The following is a 16,739-nucleotide window of genomic DNA, read 5'->3' on the forward strand; positions in this document are numbered from 1 at the left end:
CGGCCCGGACGCGGGCGATGCGGGACGGCCTACACGCGGGTGATGTCGACGAGACCGTCCAGCGCGGCCAGCCCGAGCGCGAGGAAGAAGTCGCCCCAGATCAGCTCGTGCCGGACCGCCAGCCCCTTCGCGGCGTCGTAGCAGCCGTCCAGCAGCATTCCCGGCGGGCGGGCGGAGCACGCGCCGGTCAGGTGGGCCTGTGCCAGACGGTTCAGGATGGCCACGGCCCGGTGCGAACAGGCCTCCGACCGGGGGCCGGGGACCCGTGCGAGCTTCAGCAGGGCCACCGCGGTGATGGCGGCGGCCGACGTGTCGAGGGGGCCGCCGGGCCGGGAGGCGCCGGCCGGCGGTACCAGCCGTCCGGACAGCACCTCCCCCTGCGACAGCAGCTGTTCGGCCGCCTCGTCGAGACGGGCCGGGTCACGGCTCACGAGGTCGGGCCGCGTCAGGGCGTCGGCGACGGCCAGCAGCAGCCAGGCCTGGCCGCGGCTCCAGCCCGGCGCGGGTTCGTCGCAGCGCTGCCATCCGGCTCCCTCGTCGAACAGCCGGGCGGGCCACAGCCACGGGCGCCGCTCCCCGTCCGCGCCGAGGCAGAGGTCGAGGTGCCGGTGGAGGTGGGCGGCCGCGGCGGCGGCGCCCTCCGCCCCGGCATCCGCCAGCAGGGGCACCATGCCCGGTACGCCGTCCACGCGGGCCAGCAGGCGGGGCCCGCCCAGGGCGTCGCCCCAGGGCACCAGGCCGAGTGCGGGATCGTAGGCCGACAGGCAGGCCCGGGCGGCCCGTTCGCGCAGCCGGCCGGTTTCGGCATCGGTTCCGGCGAGCGAGGTCCCGTACCAGAAGATCAGGCCCCGGGTGGCGGTGTCGGCGTCCGCCCACGGCGCGAGCCGGGCGGTGCACGCGGCGGCGGCCCGCCGGTCGGCGTCGGTGCCGGTGTAGCGGGCGCGCAGCCACAGCAGCCCCGCCCAGAAGCCGCCGGTCCACGAACCACGGCCGGTGGTCGTCCATCGCCCGTCGTCGGGCTCCGCGTGGAGCGGGAAGCGCTCGCCGACCTGGGCCTCGGTCACGCTCACGCGCCCGATGACGGCCGCGAGGGCGTTTTCGGCCCAATCCGTGGGAGTCGTCGAGCTGTTCACGAGGTGGCCTTCCGCCGGTCCCGCACGGCCCAGGCGAAGGCGACGGCTCCCGCCGCCGCGAACTCCACGGCGACCAGCAGCCACCCGTGGCCGTACCGGCCGCTCCCGGCCAGCAGGCCGAACAGGGGCGGCCCCAGGGCGAATCCGCCGAAGAACCCGGCCGCGACGAGCGCCGAGTCCTGGCCGGCCCGGCCCGGAGCGGCCCGCTGCATGACCAGCACCATGGAGACGGCGTTCCCGGACACGGCGAACACGCCGACGGCGATCGCCCCGATCCACACCAGCGGGCCGGCGACGAGCGCGGCGCCCAGGAGGAGGGCCGCCCCGAGCGCACCGCAGGCGAGCCATCCCGGCAGCCACTCGGCGCGCCCGGGCCGGGCCGCCTTCGACCAGCCGATCCGGCCGGCGATCCCGGCGACGCCCAGTACGGCGACCAGGGCACCGGCCGCCGTCGGACCCATGCCGAGGCGCTGCGCCCCGAACAGGGCCAGGTAGGTGTTGACCGAGGCGATTCCGGCTCCGAGGAACAGCGAGAAGGCCGCCAGCCAGGCGACCATTGCGCGGGGGACGAGCGAGCCGCCCGGTCCGGCCGGGGGCGGCGAAGGATCGTCGGGCAGCGCCCGCAGCGCCCACCCCCCGGCGAGCAGGGCCGCGCCGGCCGCCGTCCACACCGCGCCCCGCCAGCCGATCCCGCCCGCCAGCATCACGAGGGGCAGTCCGGCCACGAAGGCGCCCAACTGGACGCCGGACTGCTTGAGTCCCGTCACCGCACCCCGCCGGGCCGCCGGGACGACGCGCATGATGGCCTTGTTGGTGGCGGGGTTGGCCAGCGCCTGCGGTACGCCGCCCAGTGCGACGGCGCCCAGCAGCACACCGGTACCGGGCGCGGCGCCGATCAGGGCGAGCGCCGCGGCCGAGACCAGCAGCAGGACGACCAGCGAGCGGCGCGGGCCGATCCGGTCCACGATCCGGCCGCCGGCCGGGGACAGCAGGGCGGCCGTCCCGAAGCCGAGCGTCGTCGTGAGGCCGAGGACCGTGGGCGACACGCCCAGTTCGCCGACCAGCCGCGGACTCAGGGCGCCGAGGAGGAAGAGCTGCAGCATCGAGAACGCCATGGCGCACGTGAGGAGCGCCGTCACCCGGTGTTCCGCGGCCTCGTCCGTCCGCGTCCGCACGGTCCCGGGTTCCTCCACCGCCACTGATTGACTCCTTCCCCCACGCTGCGCGCACTTCGATCCGACCGGCCATGCAGTCGGCCCGCGAGGGCGCCCAGTTCCCCGCGCCCCCCTGTGTTCCGGCTCACAGTAGGCAGGCGCTCAAGGCGCAGCGGGGCCGGCCACCAGAACTTGTCCAGAAGTGCGCACCCTTCTTCGAACTCCCGGAAGCTGGTGCGAGGATGAGCCCCGCCATGAACCCGGGCCGATGTTCACGAGTCGTACGGGCTGCGATGTTCGCAGCCCTCTGCGTGCTGCTCGCGGCCACCGGCCACATCCTCATGTCGGGCACGGCCGTGCCCTGGTGGGCCCTGTCCGCCGCGTTCGCCGGCACGGCGGCAGCGGCCTGGGCCTTCGCCGGCCGGGAGCGCGGGCTGCTCGCCGTCACCGGCGCGGCCGTCACCGTCCAGGCCGCGCTCCACGCGGGGTTCTCCCTGGCCCAGTCCCTGGTCCGCCCCTCGCTGCCCACCGGGACCTCGTTCGCCCGCCAGTGGGCCGAGTACCTGACCTGCGGAGACGGGGCGACCACTGCCGTCTCCCCGCGTGAGGCACTGAGGGTGGTCGACGAGGCCGGGGTCGGCGGGCTGGTCTTCCGGCCGCCGCCCGGCACCGCGCTCTCCGATGCCGCCGCCCATGGTCACCACGCCGTGCACGAGATGGCCGGCGCCGTCTCCGCCGGGACCGCGGTACCGGGCGGCGGCCACGACATGGGCGGCATGTCGCCGACGGCGATGCTCACCGCCCACCTGGTGGCCGCGGTGGTGTGCGGCCTGTGGCTGGCCTACGGAGAGCGGGCCGCCTTCCGGATCCTGCGCGCCGTCGCCGGATGGTTCTGGACACCGCTGCGCCTGCTGCTCCGCCCGGCCGCGACCCCGCATCCGCCGCGCGCCCTCGTACGCCGTGCGCGCCGGCGCCACGCGCTGCGCCGGCTGCTCCTCGTCCACGCCATCACCTCACGGGGTCCCCCGGCGGGAGCCGCTGTCCTCTGACAGCCGGCTCCCCGAGCACGCGTCGGCATCCGCGTTCGCGCACGCCCCTCGCGCCTCGGGCATCGGCCCTGCCCTCAGGCGGGCCGTACACCCCTCACCGGCCCCGCCCCCGCGCGGCGCCGTACCTCCCTTCCCCGAAGGACCTGTGGCGATGACTCCTGCCCTGCCCACCCAGCACTGTCCCGCCGGCGAACAGCGTGACCGGCACACCGCCGACGCGGCGGTGACCCGACTGGCCCTGGACGCCCGCGACGGCGACCCCGCGAAGGCCGACCGCTTCGTGCGTGCGCTGCACCGCGACGTCTGGCGCTACGTCGCCTACCTCAGCGCCGACACCCAGGCCGCCGACGACCTCACCCAGGACGTGTTCCTCCGGGCCCTCGCCGCCCTCCCCCGCTTCGAAGGCCGGTCCTCGGCGCGCACCTGGCTGCTGTCCATCGCCCGCCGCACCGTCGTCGACAGCCTCCGCCACGCCGCCGCCCGGCCCAGGCTCTCCGACCGCCACGACTGGCAGACCGCCGCCGAGCAGACCCAGCCGTGCGACGTCCCGGGCTTCGACGAGGGCGTCGCACTGGCCGAACTCCTGGCCGCGATCCCGTCCGAGCGCCGGGACGCCTTCGTCCTCACCCAGCTCCTGGGCCTGCCGTACGCCGATGCGGCCGAGGCCATCGGCTGCCCCATCGGCACCGTCCGCTCCCGCGTGGCCCGCGCCCGCACCTCCCTCATCGAGCTGCTGACGGACACCACGCCGGCGGCACCCGCAGCGGAGCACCCGCTCGCGGAGCGGGGACCCCGGTTCGCCGCGCCGACCGTGCCTGCCGTGCCGACCGCGACTGCCGCGCCTGCCGACCGCTCCGTGCGGAAGGGCGCGCTCACCCCGTCACCCGCCTGATCCGGCCGGGGCGCACGGGGGGGCCCGGTGTCACCGCGGCCCTCCCGTGCGCCCTGCGGGAGCGGCGGACCCGCGCCGACGGGGCGCGTACGAGGGTTCCGCGTACGAGGGCTCCGCATTCGACGGCGGGCGCGCTACCCTCCACCGCATGATTGACATGGGCATGTTAAGAACCTGGGCGCGCGGGCGCCTTCGCCGGCGTACCGGCCGGCACGCCTTCGTCGGGCTCCTCCTGCTGGCCCTGCTCGGCACGGCCACCACCGCGGCCGCCTCGCCCCCGGGCCCGCGCCCCTCCGCCCCCGCCCTCGCCTCCGCCTCCGCCGCGCCGGCGGGCACGAGCGCGGCCGGCGCCGCGGCCGCCCGCTGGGGCGACCGGCGCCTCGACGAGGCCGCCTTCCTGACCACCCACAACGCGTTCACCAACTACGAGGACTCCCGCTGGAGTTCGGTGAACCAGGCCGAGTCGGTGCGCGCCCAGCTCGACAACGGGGTCCGCGGCCTGAGCCTGGACACGCACTGGTACGAGCGCAGCACCTGGCTGTGCGTCATCAGTTTCGGCAGCGACTGCTACCCCAGCGACGTGTACCTGTGCCACGGCGAGTGCAAGACCTTCGCCGGCGCCACGTACGCCCTCCCCCGCCAGTCCTTCCACGGCACCATGCAGACCGTGGTGGACTTCCTCGCCGCCCATCCGCAGGAGGTGGTGACGATCTTCCTCGAGGACTACGTCAGTGCCGAGCAGCTGCAGCAGTCCCTGGGCAGGGTCAGGGGGCTGCCCGAGATGGTGTTCCGGCCCGACGCCTGGGGCGTGCGCGAGCACGGATGGCCGAAGGTGGCGGACCTGGTGACCGCCGGCAAGCGGCTGCTGATCTTCTCCGACCGGTCCGACCGCGAGCACCTGGGCGTCATGTACGACAGGTCCTGGACGGTGAGCAACTACTGGAGCCTCGGCGACCTGGGCAACGACCTCGCCTGCGTCAGCCGCTGGTCCGACGTGCCGCTGGACCGTCAGGAGCCGGGATTCCGGCGCCTGTTCACCATGAGCCACCACCGCAACGTGCCCACGGTCATGACGGCGGCCCTGGACAACGGCTCCAAGCTGCGGAACCGCATCGCGGGGCAGTGCCGGACGGCGACCGGAGGCCGCGATCCGAACTTCGTCTCCGTCGACTTCCACCGCCTGTCGGACGGGAGCGGCCACACTCCCGCTTCGATCGTCGCGGAGCTCAACGCGGGCCCCTGAGCCGTGTCCCCGTACGCCGAAGCGGCCCTCCACGAGGTGGAGGGCCGCTCCCGGTCAGACCGTTACCGCCTCAGCGGACTACGGCGTGACCTTCAGCAGCTTGTTCGCGGTGCCGGAGGACGGGTTCTTGATGGCGCCCTTCGTCGCGGCACCGGTCAGCGCGGTGGCCGTGTCGGCGGGCGTCGCCGACGGGTGGGCCGCCAGGTAGAGCGCGGCGGCGCCCGCCACGTGCGGGGCGGCCATCGACGTTCCGGAGATCGTCTTGACGGCGGTGTCGCTGTCCTTCCAGGCCGACGTGATCTCCGAGCCCGGCGCGTACAGGTCCACCACCGAACCGAAGTTCGAGAAGTCCGACTGCTGGTCGCCCTCGGTGCTGGACGCGACCGTCAGGGCCTCGGGCACGCGGGAGGGCGAGCCCTGACCGGCGTCGGAGGACTCGTTTCCGGCCGCCACGGAGAAGGTCACGCCGGAGGCGACGGCCCGCTTCACGGCCGCGTCCAGCGCCTCGTCCGCGCCGCCGCCGAGGCTCATGTTGGCCACCGACGGCCCGGAGTGGTTCTTCGTCACCCAGTCGATGCCCGCCACGACCTGCTCGGTGGTGCCGGACCCGTTGTCGTCCAGCACCCGCACCGCGACGACCTTGGCCTTCTTGGCGACGCCGTGGGCAGTGCCGGCGATGGTGCCCGCCACGTGGGTGCCGTGGCCGTTGCCGTCGTCAGCGGTCTCGTCGTTGTCGATCGCGTCGAAACCGTGAGCGGCCCGACCGCCGAAGTCCTTGTGCGAGATCCTGACGCCCGTGTCGATGACGTACGCCGTCACCCCGTCGCCGCCGGCGTCCGGGTACGTGTACTTGTCGTCGCCGGCCGTGGCGGCCTGGTCGATCCGGTCCAGGCCCCAGGACGGGGGCTTCTCCTGCGTCTCGTTGATGCGGAAGCGCTTGTTCTGCACGACCGTGCCGACGGCCGGGTCCGCGGCGAGCCGCTTCGCCTCCTTCACCGTCATCCCCGATGCGGAGAAGCCGTTGACCTGCGAGCCGTAGGAGCGCTCCAGCTTGCCGCCGTACTTCTTCGCCAAGTCCTCCTTGTTCGCGGATGCGTCGAGGATGACGACGAAGCTGCCGTCCACGGCGTCCGCTACGCCGAGTCCGTGCACGGTCCCTTCGGCCGGTGTGGCCGCCCCCGCGAGGGGGCTCGCAAACACGGCCGCGGCGGCCGCAGTTGCGGCAGTCGCGGCTATGGCCGCGTTGCGAAGGGCTTTGGATCGCTTGTGAGTTGCCATGTAGAGGGTTCTCCTCGTGGTGACGTGTGGGGCGTCAAACCTTCTGGATAACCCTGTTCCGATTGACAGGAGCAAATCAAGAGCGAACCTGGGGTAAGGGCTTCTTCAACAAGGTTTCTTAATGGACCCTCCGCACCGCCTCCATCTCGCACACACGTTCTCGGGAACTCCTGCACGGAATGGACACATGATCGTTTCGTCGGCGGGAGGCCGGGGCCGCGTGTTTGGCAGGGGCCTGACGGGTTAGGCGCCGGTTACCGGGAATTCCCGTGAGGAGTGTGATCCGTCATGGGCGGAGACAAGCGCCGGATGCCGGGCAAGGGCCGCGAGGAACAGATCCGCGGGCGGGCGCCGGAGCCGGACCAGCTGAAGACGGGCGGCCGGCCGCGCAGCCCCGACGAGATCGCGCACGAGCGCGGCCGCGAGGACGCGACGATGCGTGACGTGATGCACGACCTGCGTGAGGCGGACCTGGACGAGATGCGCGACGACCGCTGAGGGACGTCAGGCCCCTCACCCGGTTCATGCGCCCTGCGATGACGCCGGGCGGCGGATTCCTGCGGTCGAGGGCGGCCGGCGCGGCGCCGACGACGTCGAAGGAGTCGGTCCGGGTGGCTCCGGGCGACAGGGCCGGCACCCACCGTGCCGGATCGGCCTGGTGGAAGCGCGGGCGCCGGCGCGGGCATCGACGCCCGGCCCGGCGGCGATTCGGGGCGACCTGCCGCACCGCCGAGCGGTGCGCCTACGCCGCGAACCCCGCCGCGTAGGCGGCCAGGCCCTCCGCGGCCCTGCCGGCCCAGCCGACGTAGCCGTCCGGGCGGATCAGGAACAGCCCGTCCCCGTAGGCCTCGTACGAGGGGATCCGGACCGTACGGACGACCGGGAGCCCGGGGAGTCCGGACAGGTCGGCCAGGTCCGGCAGGCCGGAGGCGGCGCCGACGGTCAGCAGCGTCCAGTGCGTGCCCTGGAACTCGTCGAAGAGCCGGAGGCCGCCGCGCAGCCCGTCCGGTGCGCGGTCGCCCGCCCGGAGGGCCCCCTCGGCCAGGCCGTCGCGGGTCTCCACCGCCAGGGCCGAATCCCGGTAGCCGATGCCGAGCTGCATGGTGGCCTCGCCGCGCCGGGCCTCGCCGCGGTGGATGCGGGTGGACAGGCCGAGCATCTCGGCGGCGACCGGCAGCCGCTCCTCCTCGTAGGAGTCGAGCAGCGAGGCGCGGGCCCCCTCGCGCAGCACGGCCGCCAGCTTCCAGCCCAGGTTGTACGCGTCCTGGACGCTGGTGTTGAGGCCCTGCCCGCCGGCCGGCGAGTGCACGTGCGCACTGTCACCGGCGAGGAAGATCCGGCCGTCCCGGAACCGGTCGGCCATCGCGGCCCGCGGCCGGAAGTCCGAGGCCCAGCGCACCTCCTTCACGTCACCGGGCGCCAGGTGCGAGCGGGCGCCGACCACCTTGCGGATCCCTTCGAGCGAGAGGTCCGGCTCGATGCCCTGCGGGAACTGGGCCACCACCTGGAACTCCTCGGTCGCGGCCAGGGGCCAGATCGCGAGGTAGCCCCCGCCCTCGGCCGGCGGGAAGACGTGCAGGTGATCGCGGTCGAGGCCCTCGATCCGGACGTCCGCGACCAGCATCGGGTTCGGGTCGACCGTCTCGCCGGTCATGCCGATGCCCAGGGCCCGCCGCACGGTGGACCGGCCGCCGTCGGCCGCCACGGCGTACCGGGCCCGGACGGGCGGGCCGGAGACGAAGGCTGCCGTCACTCCCTCCGGGTCCTGCTCGATGCCGGCCAGCTCCCGGCCGAAGGCGATCTCGCCGCCCAGCTCCGCGAGCCGCGCGGCGAGGATCTCCTGCGTACGCCACTGCGGCACCATCCAGGGCTCGGCGTAGGGGGCGCCCTCGTCCGGTTCCACCGCGTCGAACATCCGGTGCTCGCCGGTACGGACGCCGTCCTCCCAGATCACCCCGACCGGGTACGAGGCTCCGGCCGCCCGGATCGCGTCGCGCACGCCGAGGTCGTCGAGCACCTCCAGCGTGCGGGGCTGCAGCCCCTTGCCTCGCGATCCCGGGAAGAGGGAACCGGAACGCTCGACGACGAGGGCCGCGACTCCGCGGCGGGCGAGGTCGATGGCGAGGGCGAGCCCGGTGGGGCCGGCTCCGACGATGAGCACGTCGGTGTGGCGCGTGGGGGCGTGCGTGGTCACGGCATTCTCCTTAACGTTGTTAAGTGCTGCGCTCCACAGCATGCATTTAACGGTGTTAAGCTGTCAACCGTGGCAACCCGGAAAACCCCCAAGCTGGACAAGAAGCAGGCCGTCGACACCGCACTGCGGCTGTTGAACGAGGTCGGCCTCGACGGACTGACCCTGCGCGCGATCGCCAAGGAGCTCGACGTCCAGGCGCCGGCCCTCTACTGGCACTTCAAGAACAAGCAGGAACTCCTCGACGAGATGGCCACCGAGATGTACCGCCGGATGGTCTCCGGGCAGCGGATCGCTCCCGGCACCACATGGCAGGAACAGCTGATGGCCTTCAACAAGGGACTGCGGGACGCCCTGCTCGGCTACCGGGACGGTGCCAAGGTCTACAGCGGCTCCCGCTTCACCGGCACCGAGCACGCGGTCCAGCTGGAGGAGAACCTCCGCGTCTTCGGCGCAGCGGGCTTCGAGCCCGCCCAGGCCGTACGCGCCCTCACCACGGCCTACTACTTCACCCTGGGCTTCGTCACCGAGGAACAAGGGGTCGAACCCCGGCCGGGCGACCGCCGCGACGGCTACGACGTCGACGAACGCGCCGCGCGCATGGCGGACTTCCCCCTGGCGGCGGCCGCCGGAGCCGAACTCTTCCAGGACTTCGGCACGGGGTTCGAGGAGAGCCTGCGCCTGCTCGTCGCGGGCATCGAGGCGCGCTACGGCATCGCCTGAGCCGTCGTCACGGGCAGCGTCACGCTCCCCCGGGCGCGGGCGTAGGCTTCGCCCCATGGAGCGGCGGGGGGCGGACCACATGACGGCGGAGACGGCACGGACCTGGGCGGCGACCCTCGATTCGGTCGTGGTGTACGCGCAGGGCGCGCTCTGCCGCCGCCTGGCCCGGGGCAGCGTGCCGCCCGGCGGCCGGGTTCGGGTGACGGGACTGCCCCGCTCGCTGGATCCGGGCTCGCTGCGGGCCCGTGTCCTGGGGGCTCCCGGAGTGCGCGTCACCGAGGCCCGGGCGGAGGTCGAAGCCGAACCGCTCGGCGCGGGCACGCCCGACGGGCTGCGGCGCGAGGTCGAGCGGCTGCGCGACGTCCACGCGGCGGCGCGGGCCCGCCGGGACCGACAGCTGAGCCTGATCGAGGAGGTCGGGTCCCTCCGCCCGGTGCCACCTCCCCGCAAGCGCGACGACCCGCACCGCCGCACCCCGGTCGACGCGTGGCTGGAGCTGGCCGACTTCGTCGAGGAGCGGCTGACCGGACTGCATGCCCGCCTCGTCGAGCTGGAGGAGGCGCTGCGCGCGGCCGGGCACGAGCTCACCGTCGCAGCCGACCGGCTCGCCCGGGCCTCCACCGACGCACCCCCGGCGCACGTGGAGACCACGGTCTGCGCCGTCCTGACCCTCGACGGCGCCGGTGCGGACGAGGTGGAACTGGAGCTGGAGTACGGGGTGCCGGGCGCCGTCTGGGTGCCGGCCTACCGGCTCACCCACCGTCAGGGCGACGACGGCGGCCGGCTGGTGCTGCGCGCGTCGGTCGCCCAGCGGACCGGCGAGGACTGGACCGGCGTGCGCATCGCCCTGGCCACCGCCGATCTCCGGCGCCGCACCGACCTGCCGAAGCTCACCTCGATCCGGATCGGACGCCGTCAGCCGGCCCCCGCGCCCTCCGGCTGGCGCGAGCCTCCCGCGGGGCTCTCCGGCCTGTTCGCCGGGTACGAGGCGGCCGGCCCCCGCCCCGTCACGGCCGCCGCCGTGGCCGTCGCGTCCCCCTCCGCTCCCTTGGCCGCCAGGCCCTCCGGGAGCGGCTCCGCGTCCGGTCCCGTTCCGCCACCGCCGCCTCCCCCGCCGCCCGCACCACAGGGCTACGGCGGCGCGATGCCCGACCTCGCGCAGGCGGCCCCCGCGCCGGCCCCCCTGCGGCCGGGCGCCAGGCCACGTACCGCCGCCCGGTCCTTCGCCGGGGCCCCCGCCATGCCACCCGCGGCGATGCCACCCGCGGCTCCCGCGGCTCCGGGCGGGGCCCCGCCGCCGCCCCCTCCGGAACCGGTGGCCGGCCCGCCGCGGCCGAGCGGTGCCGAGCTCGACTACGCCGCCCTCACCCTGTGCGGCCCCGACGAGCCGGGCGGACGCAGGGGCCGGCTGTTCCCCGGCGCTCCCTCCGATCCGGTGGCGGCCGAGTGCCGTCGCCGCGCCGAGGCGGTGGCCGCGCTGCCGCTGCCCGGACAGGCCGTACGGCCCCGCGAGTCGGCGGGCTCCTTCGACCACCGCTTCGATGCCGCCGCCCGCGCCGACGTCCCGTCGGACGGCACCTGGCACACCGTCACCGTCGCCGAGGTCCCCGTCGGCCTGCGCACCGAGTACCTCTGCGTGCCCTCCGTCGAGCAGACCGTGTACGCCACGCTGGTGCTCTCGAACGCCACCGACCAGGCGCTGCTGGCCGGCCCGGTGGAGGTGGTCGTCGACGACCAGTTCCTGCTGACCGCCGCGCTGCCCACGCTCGCCCCCGGCGGCGTCCGCCGGGTCGGGCTGGGGCGCGCCGAGGGCATCCGGGTCACCCGCCGTACGAACGTGCACGAGTCGACCGCGGGCCTGCGGGGCAACACCACCGTGCTCGACCACCGCGTACACGTGGAGCTGGCCAACGGGCTGGCCAGGCCCGTCACCGTCGAGGTCCGCGAGCGGGTTCCGGTCACCTCCGATCCGGACGTCCGCATCGAGGAACGGGCCGACTGGACGGCGCCCGAAGAGGGCAAGGGGCCCGAACACCACGCCCCGGGCACCCGCCTCTGGCGGCTGGAGCTGCCCGCCGGCGCCACCGCCGCCCTGGGCGGCGGCTACGAGATCCGCATCCCGACCGGCAAGGCCCTGGTCGGCGGCAACCGCAGGAGCTGACGCACCCCATGTCCACGGCCCCGAAGCCGATCGCCCTCCCCGTCACCGCCGTCACCTGTCTCGAGGACCGCGCCCATGTCGAGCGCAGCACCGTGCTCGACCTGGAGGCCGGCGTCCAGCGGCTGCGGCTCGGTCCGGTCAGTGCGCTGGCCGTCGACCGGACCCTCCACGCCGAGCTGACCGCCGACGACCCGGCGACGGTGCTCGACGTGCGGATCGTCCGCAGCTGGACGCCGCGCGGGCCGCTGCCCTCCGCCGACGAGGACTCCGCGCTGCGCCTGCGCGAACACGCCCTCGAAGAGGAGCGGTCGGCCCTGGAGCAGCGGCGCGACCGGCTGCGCACCCGCCTCGACCTGCTCGGCCGCCTCGCCGCCGATCTGCTGCGGGACATCGGCGAGGGCGCCGGTTCGGGCGAGGCCGAACGGCCGCGCTGGGCCCGCGAACTGGACCGGCTGGACGCGGAGCGCGACACGTACGGCGAGCGACTGCGCACCGTGGAGGTCCGGCTGGCCGAGCTCGGCACCGAGATCGGCGCGGTCCAGCAGGCCATGGACCTCTCCGAGGGGGAGCCCGCCGAGCTGGTCGGCCATGTGGAGCTGACGGTGCGGGCCGCGGTCGCGGGTCCGGTCGGGCTGCGCCTGAGCCACCTCACCCCGTGTGCGCTGTGGCGGCCCGCCTACCGGGCCGTGCTCGACGGGGAGGCCCTGACCCTGGAGACCGACGCGGTGGTCTGGCAGCGCACCGGCGAGGACTGGTCGGACGTACGGCTGACCCTGTCGACCGCCCGCTCGGCCCTGGCCACCGACCCGCCGCGGCTGGGCGAGGACCGGCTGACGCTCAAGGACCGCTCCGCTGCGGAGCGCCGCACGGTCGACGTGGAGCTGCGCGAGGAGGAGATCGGATCCCTCGGCCCGGCCCCGGTGCTCGGTCTGCCCGGGGTGGAGGACGGCGGCGAGGCGCGCGTCCTGCACTCCCCCGCGCCGGTCTCCGTGCCCGGGGACGGCCGCGCCCACCGGGTGCCGCTCTCCGTGTTCACCTCGGACGCGAGCAGTGAGTACGCCTGCTCTCCGGAGGTGTCGCCGCTGGTCACCCAGGTGGTGCGGTGCGACAACCTGTCCGGCCACGCGCTGCTCGCCGGGCCGGTGGACCTGGTCCGCGGCAGCGGATTCAGCGGTCGCGGCACGCTGGACTTCACTGCTCCCGGCGCCCCCGTCGAGCTCGCCTTCGGCAGTTGCGACGACCACGGGGTGGTCCGGCGGTTCGAGGAGTCCCGGGAGTCCGCCGGGATCATGCAGCGGACCGTGGTCACCCGCACGGTCCGGCTGCACCTGTCCCGGTTCTCCGCCCCCGGGGAGCGCGGTGACCGGGTGGTCGTGCTGCGGGAGCGGATCCCGGTCTCCGAGGTCTCGGCGGTGGAGGTGCGCCTGCGCAAGGACGCCTGCTCCCCGCCGCCCGAGGTGGTCGACGCCGACGGGATCGCCCGCTGGGACGTCGCCCTCCCGCCCGGCGGCCGGCGCACGGTCACCCTGGTCTACGAGATGTCGGCGAGCTCCAAGGTCGCCGGGCTCTGAAATCCGCCGGACTCCGGACCCGCCGGGCTCCGAGCCCGCCGGGCCCTGAGCTCGCCGGGCTCCGGGCCCTCACCCGTGCGGCGGGCCTGAAGCGCAGGAGGGGCACAGCCCCCGGTAGATGATCTCGGCTTCGGACACCGTGAACCCGAAGCGTTCCTCCACGGGGAGGCCGGCCAGGGGATCCCCGGTCGGGTGGACGTCGCGGATGAGGCCGCAGCCGGAGCACACCAGGTGCTGGTGGGGCTGGTGCGCGTTGGGGTCGTAGCGCTTGGCGCGGCCGTGGGCGGAGACCTCCACGACCTCACCGAGCGAGACCAGTTCGCCCAGGGTGTTGTAGACGGTGGCCCGGGAGATCTCGGGCAGCCGCTGGGCCGCGCGGGCGTGCACCTCGTCGGCCGTGAGGTGCACGTGGTCGCCGGCGAGGACCTCCGCCACGACGCGCCGCTGGGACGTCATGCGCCAGCCGCGTCCTCGCAGCCGCTCCATCAGGTCACTCATGCCGGTTCGCCTCTCCCTTGCCTGCCGGGCCGGAAAACAATTCCCGTTCCACTTCCGCTTCCGTCACCCTCTGCGTGTTCTCGCGGCCGCGCGGTCCGCGGTGCGCGACCATACGGACGCCGATACGCGCTCGATTATCGGCGCCGTTCGTGAGCAGAGGGAAACACCGAGACAGGAAGAAGGCCTGACGTGTCCGGCAGCGAAAGCGAGAACCCAGTCATCCCCGCCCCGACCCCCGCGCCGACTCGCCCCCGGGCGAACCGGGACTGGTGGCCGGATCAGCTGGACCTTCAGGTTCTCCACCAGAACTCTCCCCTTTCCAATCCGATGGGTGAGGACTTCGACTACGCGGAGGCGTTCGCGTCCCTGGACGTCGACGCGCTGAAGCAGGACGTCTTCGAGGTGATGACGAACTCGCAGGACTGGTGGCCCGCCGACTACGGCCACTACGGGCCGCTCTTCATCCGGATGAGCTGGCACGCCGCGGGCACGTACCGCATCGAGGACGGCCGGGGCGGTGGCGGCTCGGGCGCCCAGCGCTTCGCCCCCCTCAACAGCTGGCCGGACAACGCGAGCCTGGACAAGGCGCGCCGTTTGCTCTGGCCGGTCAAGCAGAAGTACGGCCAGAAGATCTCATGGGCCGATCTTCTGGTTTTCGCCGGTAACTGTGCAATGGAATCGATGGGATTCAAGACGTTCGGATTCGGATTCGGTCGAGCGGACATCTGGGAGCCCGAGGAGGTCTTCTGGGGGCCCGAGGACACGTGGCTCGGGGACGAGCGCTACAGCGGCGACCGGGAACTCACCGGTCCTTTCGGCGCCGTGCAGATGGGACTGATCTACGTCAATCCCGAGGGGCCCAACGGCAATCCGGATCCGATCGCCGCCGCCCGGGACATCCGCGAGACGTTCGCGCGCATGGCGATGAACGACGAGGAGACGGTCGCGCTCATCGTCGGCGGCCACACGTTCGGCAAGTGCCACGGCGCGGTCGGGCCCGAGTACATCGGTCCGGAACCGGAGGCCTGCCCGATCGAGCAGCAGGGCCTCGGGTGGAAGAACTCGTACGGCAGCGGCAGCGGCGCCGACTCGCTCACCAGTGGGCTCGAGGGCGCGTGGACCTCCGAGCCGACGAAGTGGGACAACGGCTACCTGGACAACCTGTTCCGCTACGACTGGGAGCTGACGACGAGCCCGGCCGGCGCGCAGCAGTGGACCCCCAAGGATCCCGCGGCCCAGGGCACGGTGCCCGATGCCCACGATCCGTCGAAGCGGCACGCCCCCATCATGCTGACGACGGACCTGTCGCTGAAGCTGGATCCGGTCTACGCGCCGATCTCGAAGGCCTTCCACGAGAACCCGGACAGGCTCGCGGACGCGTTCGCCAAGGCCTGGTACAAGCTGCTGCACCGCGACATGGGCCCCCTCTCGCGCTACCTCGGCCCGTGGATCCCCGCGCCCCAGCTGTGGCAGGACCCCGTACCGGCGGTCGATCACCCGCTGGTCGGGGACGCGGAGATCGCCGATCTCAAGGCCCGGATCCTCGCCTCGGGACTGTCCGTCCCCCAGCTGGTCACCACCGCCTGGGCGGCGGCCGCGAGCTTCCGCGGCACCGACAAGCGGGGCGGGGCCAACGGGGCTCGGATCCGGCTCGCGCCGCAGAGGGACTGGCAGGTCAACGCCCTGCCCGAGGTGGCCGAGGCGCTGCGGACCCTGGAAGGGATCCAGCGGGACTTCAACGGCGCGCAGTCCGGGCCGGTGAAGGTGTCTCTCGCCGACCTGATCGTCCTGGGCGGGTGCGCGGCCATCGAGCGGGCCGCCAAGACGGGCGGGCACGACATCACGGTTCCGTTCGCACCGGGGCGCACGGACGCCTCGCAGGAGCAGACCGACGTCGAGGCGTTCGCCGTGCTCGAACCCAGGGCGGACGGCTTCCGCAACTACCTCCCGGCGGGTGAGAAGCTGTCGCCGGAGACCCTGCTGCTGGACCGCGCCGGCATGCTGACGCTGACGGCGCCGGAGATGACGGTTCTGGTCGGCGGCATGCGGGCCCTGAACACCGGCTTCGGGGGCGCCTCCCACGGCGTCTTCACCCAGCGGCCGGGGGCGTTGACCAACGACTTCTTCGTCAACCTGCTCGACATGGGTACGGAGTGGAAGGCGTCGGCCACGGCGGAGAACGTGTTCGAGGGCCAGGACGCCGCCACGGGCAAGGCCAGGTGGACCGCCACCGCCGTCGACCTCGTGTTCGGTTCGAACTCCCAGCTCCGGGCCCTCTCGGAGGTCTACGCGTCCAAGGACGCGGGAGAGAAGTTCGTACGCGATTTCGTGGCGGCCTGGGACAAGGTGATGAACCTCGACCGGTTCGACCTCGCCTGAGCCCGGGGTCCCGGCCGGCCCCTCACCGGCCGGCCCGGACCCCGGGATCCGACCGGGTGCGTGCGCCGGCGCCGGGGCCTACGCTCGGCGCATGGCACTGGAGTGGGAGCAGCTCGTCGTCGACGCCGCGAACCCGGCGGCCCTGGGGCGCTGGTGGGCACAGGCCCTGGGATGGGTCGTCGTGAACGAGGACCCGGACGAGTACGAGATCCGCCCGGCCCCCGACCGGCTGCCGGGGCTGCTCTTCGCATCGGTGCCGGAGGCCAGGACGGTGAAGAACCGCCTGCACCTCGACTTCCGCCCCGAGGACCAGGACGCGGAGGTACGCCGCCTCCTGGCGCACGGCGCGCGCCCGGCCGACGTCGGGCAGGGCCCCGAGGTGACGTGGGTCGTGCTCGCCGATCCGGAGGGCAACGAGTTCTGCGTCCTGGCCCCGCGCCGCACCTGATCCGACGGTCGCCCCGCCC

14 protein-coding genes are annotated in these 16,739 nt (G+C 74.0%); 9 read left to right on the forward strand and 5 right to left on the reverse strand.

Annotation, left to right across the window (positions count from 1 at the left end; translation table 11 throughout):
- Positions 1-29 precede the first annotated feature (29 nt).
- Together ACIPYQ_RS29400 and ACIPYQ_RS29405 are read right to left on the reverse strand one after the other, a co-directional pair.
- Positions 30-1,070, reverse strand: a complete 1,041-nt coding sequence (locus ACIPYQ_RS29400; RefSeq protein ID WP_401256772.1) for a sugar ABC transporter permease — start codon at positions 1,068-1,070, stop codon at positions 30-32.
- A gap of 59 nt (positions 1,071-1,129) precedes the next feature.
- The gene (locus tag ACIPYQ_RS29405) at positions 1,130-2,248 is read right to left on the reverse strand and encodes an MFS transporter (RefSeq protein WP_401257085.1); all 1,119 of its coding nucleotides are present in this window, start codon (positions 2,246-2,248) and stop codon (positions 1,130-1,132) included.
- A gap of 332 nt (positions 2,249-2,580) precedes the next feature.
- Here ACIPYQ_RS29405 and ACIPYQ_RS29410 point away from each other — a divergent pair, with 332 nt between their 5' ends.
- The 3 genes from ACIPYQ_RS29410 (at position 2,581) to ACIPYQ_RS29420 (ending at position 5,471) form a co-directional block, all read left to right on the forward strand.
- The gene (locus tag ACIPYQ_RS29410) at positions 2,581-3,336 is read left to right on the forward strand and encodes a hypothetical protein (RefSeq protein ID WP_401256774.1); all 756 of its coding nucleotides are present in this window, start codon (positions 2,581-2,583) and stop codon (positions 3,334-3,336) included.
- Between the two features lie 151 nt (positions 3,337-3,487).
- Positions 3,488-4,228 carry a sigma-70 family RNA polymerase sigma factor gene (locus ACIPYQ_RS29415; protein ID WP_401256776.1) on the forward strand — a complete coding sequence of 247 codons (741 nt, stop codon included), beginning with the start codon at positions 3,488-3,490 and terminating at the stop codon, positions 4,226-4,228.
- Between the two features lie 157 nt (positions 4,229-4,385).
- Positions 4,386-5,471, forward strand: coding sequence for a PI-PLC domain-containing protein (locus ACIPYQ_RS29420; RefSeq protein ID WP_401256778.1), 1,086 nt, complete (start codon positions 4,386-4,388; stop codon positions 5,469-5,471).
- 78 nt (positions 5,472-5,549) lie between these two features.
- Here the strand turns inward: ACIPYQ_RS29420 and ACIPYQ_RS29425 are convergent, their stop codons facing one another.
- Positions 5,550-6,749 carry a S8 family peptidase gene (locus ACIPYQ_RS29425; RefSeq protein ID WP_361758746.1) on the reverse strand — a complete coding sequence of 400 codons (1,200 nt, stop codon included), beginning with the start codon at positions 6,747-6,749 and terminating at the stop codon, positions 5,550-5,552.
- Positions 6,750-7,037: 288 nt separating this feature from the next.
- On the opposite strand from ACIPYQ_RS29425, the gene ACIPYQ_RS29430 reads away from it, so the two are divergent.
- On the forward strand, positions 7,038-7,247 hold the full coding sequence (locus ACIPYQ_RS29430) for a hypothetical protein (protein WP_401256780.1): 210 nt from the start codon (positions 7,038-7,040) through the stop codon (positions 7,245-7,247).
- Between the two features lie 244 nt (positions 7,248-7,491).
- On the opposite strand, the gene ACIPYQ_RS29435 is transcribed toward ACIPYQ_RS29430, so the two are convergent.
- Positions 7,492-8,985: an FAD-dependent monooxygenase gene (locus ACIPYQ_RS29435; protein WP_401256782.1), complete on the reverse strand. Its 1,494-nt coding sequence runs from the start codon at positions 8,983-8,985 to the stop codon at positions 7,492-7,494.
- Between the two features lie 27 nt (positions 8,986-9,012).
- Between ACIPYQ_RS29435 and ACIPYQ_RS29440 the strand changes: the two genes are divergently transcribed.
- The 3 genes from ACIPYQ_RS29440 to ACIPYQ_RS29450 all read left to right on the forward strand — a co-directional run bounded on the left by ACIPYQ_RS29440 (position 9,013) and on the right by ACIPYQ_RS29450 (position 13,395).
- Positions 9,013-9,663 carry a TetR/AcrR family transcriptional regulator C-terminal domain-containing protein gene (locus tag ACIPYQ_RS29440; RefSeq protein WP_401256784.1) on the forward strand — a complete coding sequence of 217 codons (651 nt, stop codon included), beginning with the start codon at positions 9,013-9,015 and terminating at the stop codon, positions 9,661-9,663.
- Between the two features lie 79 nt (positions 9,664-9,742).
- A complete protein-coding gene (locus tag ACIPYQ_RS29445) occupies positions 9,743-11,824 on the forward strand; it encodes a DUF4139 domain-containing protein (protein ID WP_401257087.1) in 2,082 nt (693 codons plus the stop codon).
- A gap of 8 nt (positions 11,825-11,832) precedes the next feature.
- Positions 11,833-13,395, forward strand: a complete 1,563-nt coding sequence (locus tag ACIPYQ_RS29450) for a mucoidy inhibitor MuiA family protein (protein WP_401256786.1) — start codon at positions 11,833-11,835, stop codon at positions 13,393-13,395.
- Between the two features lie 69 nt (positions 13,396-13,464).
- On the opposite strand, the gene ACIPYQ_RS29455 is transcribed toward ACIPYQ_RS29450, so the two are convergent.
- Positions 13,465-13,893 (reverse strand): Fur family transcriptional regulator, encoded by a 429-nt coding sequence (locus tag ACIPYQ_RS29455; RefSeq protein WP_401256788.1) that lies wholly within the window; start codon positions 13,891-13,893, stop codon positions 13,465-13,467.
- A gap of 189 nt (positions 13,894-14,082) precedes the next feature.
- On the opposite strand from ACIPYQ_RS29455, the gene katG reads away from it, so the two are divergent.
- Positions 14,083-16,272 (forward strand): catalase/peroxidase HPI, encoded by a 2,190-nt coding sequence (gene katG / locus ACIPYQ_RS29460; RefSeq protein WP_401256790.1) that lies wholly within the window; start codon positions 14,083-14,085, stop codon positions 16,270-16,272.
- Positions 16,273-16,363: 91 nt separating this feature from the next.
- Entirely contained in the window at positions 16,364-16,720 is a 357-nt protein-coding gene (locus ACIPYQ_RS29465) for a VOC family protein (protein WP_401256792.1), read from the forward strand.
- Positions 16,721-16,739 lie beyond the last annotated feature (19 nt).

This window comes from Streptomyces sp. NPDC090045 (genome assembly GCF_044747975.1).
Taxonomy (GTDB): domain Bacteria; phylum Actinomycetota; class Actinomycetes; order Streptomycetales; family Streptomycetaceae; genus Streptomyces.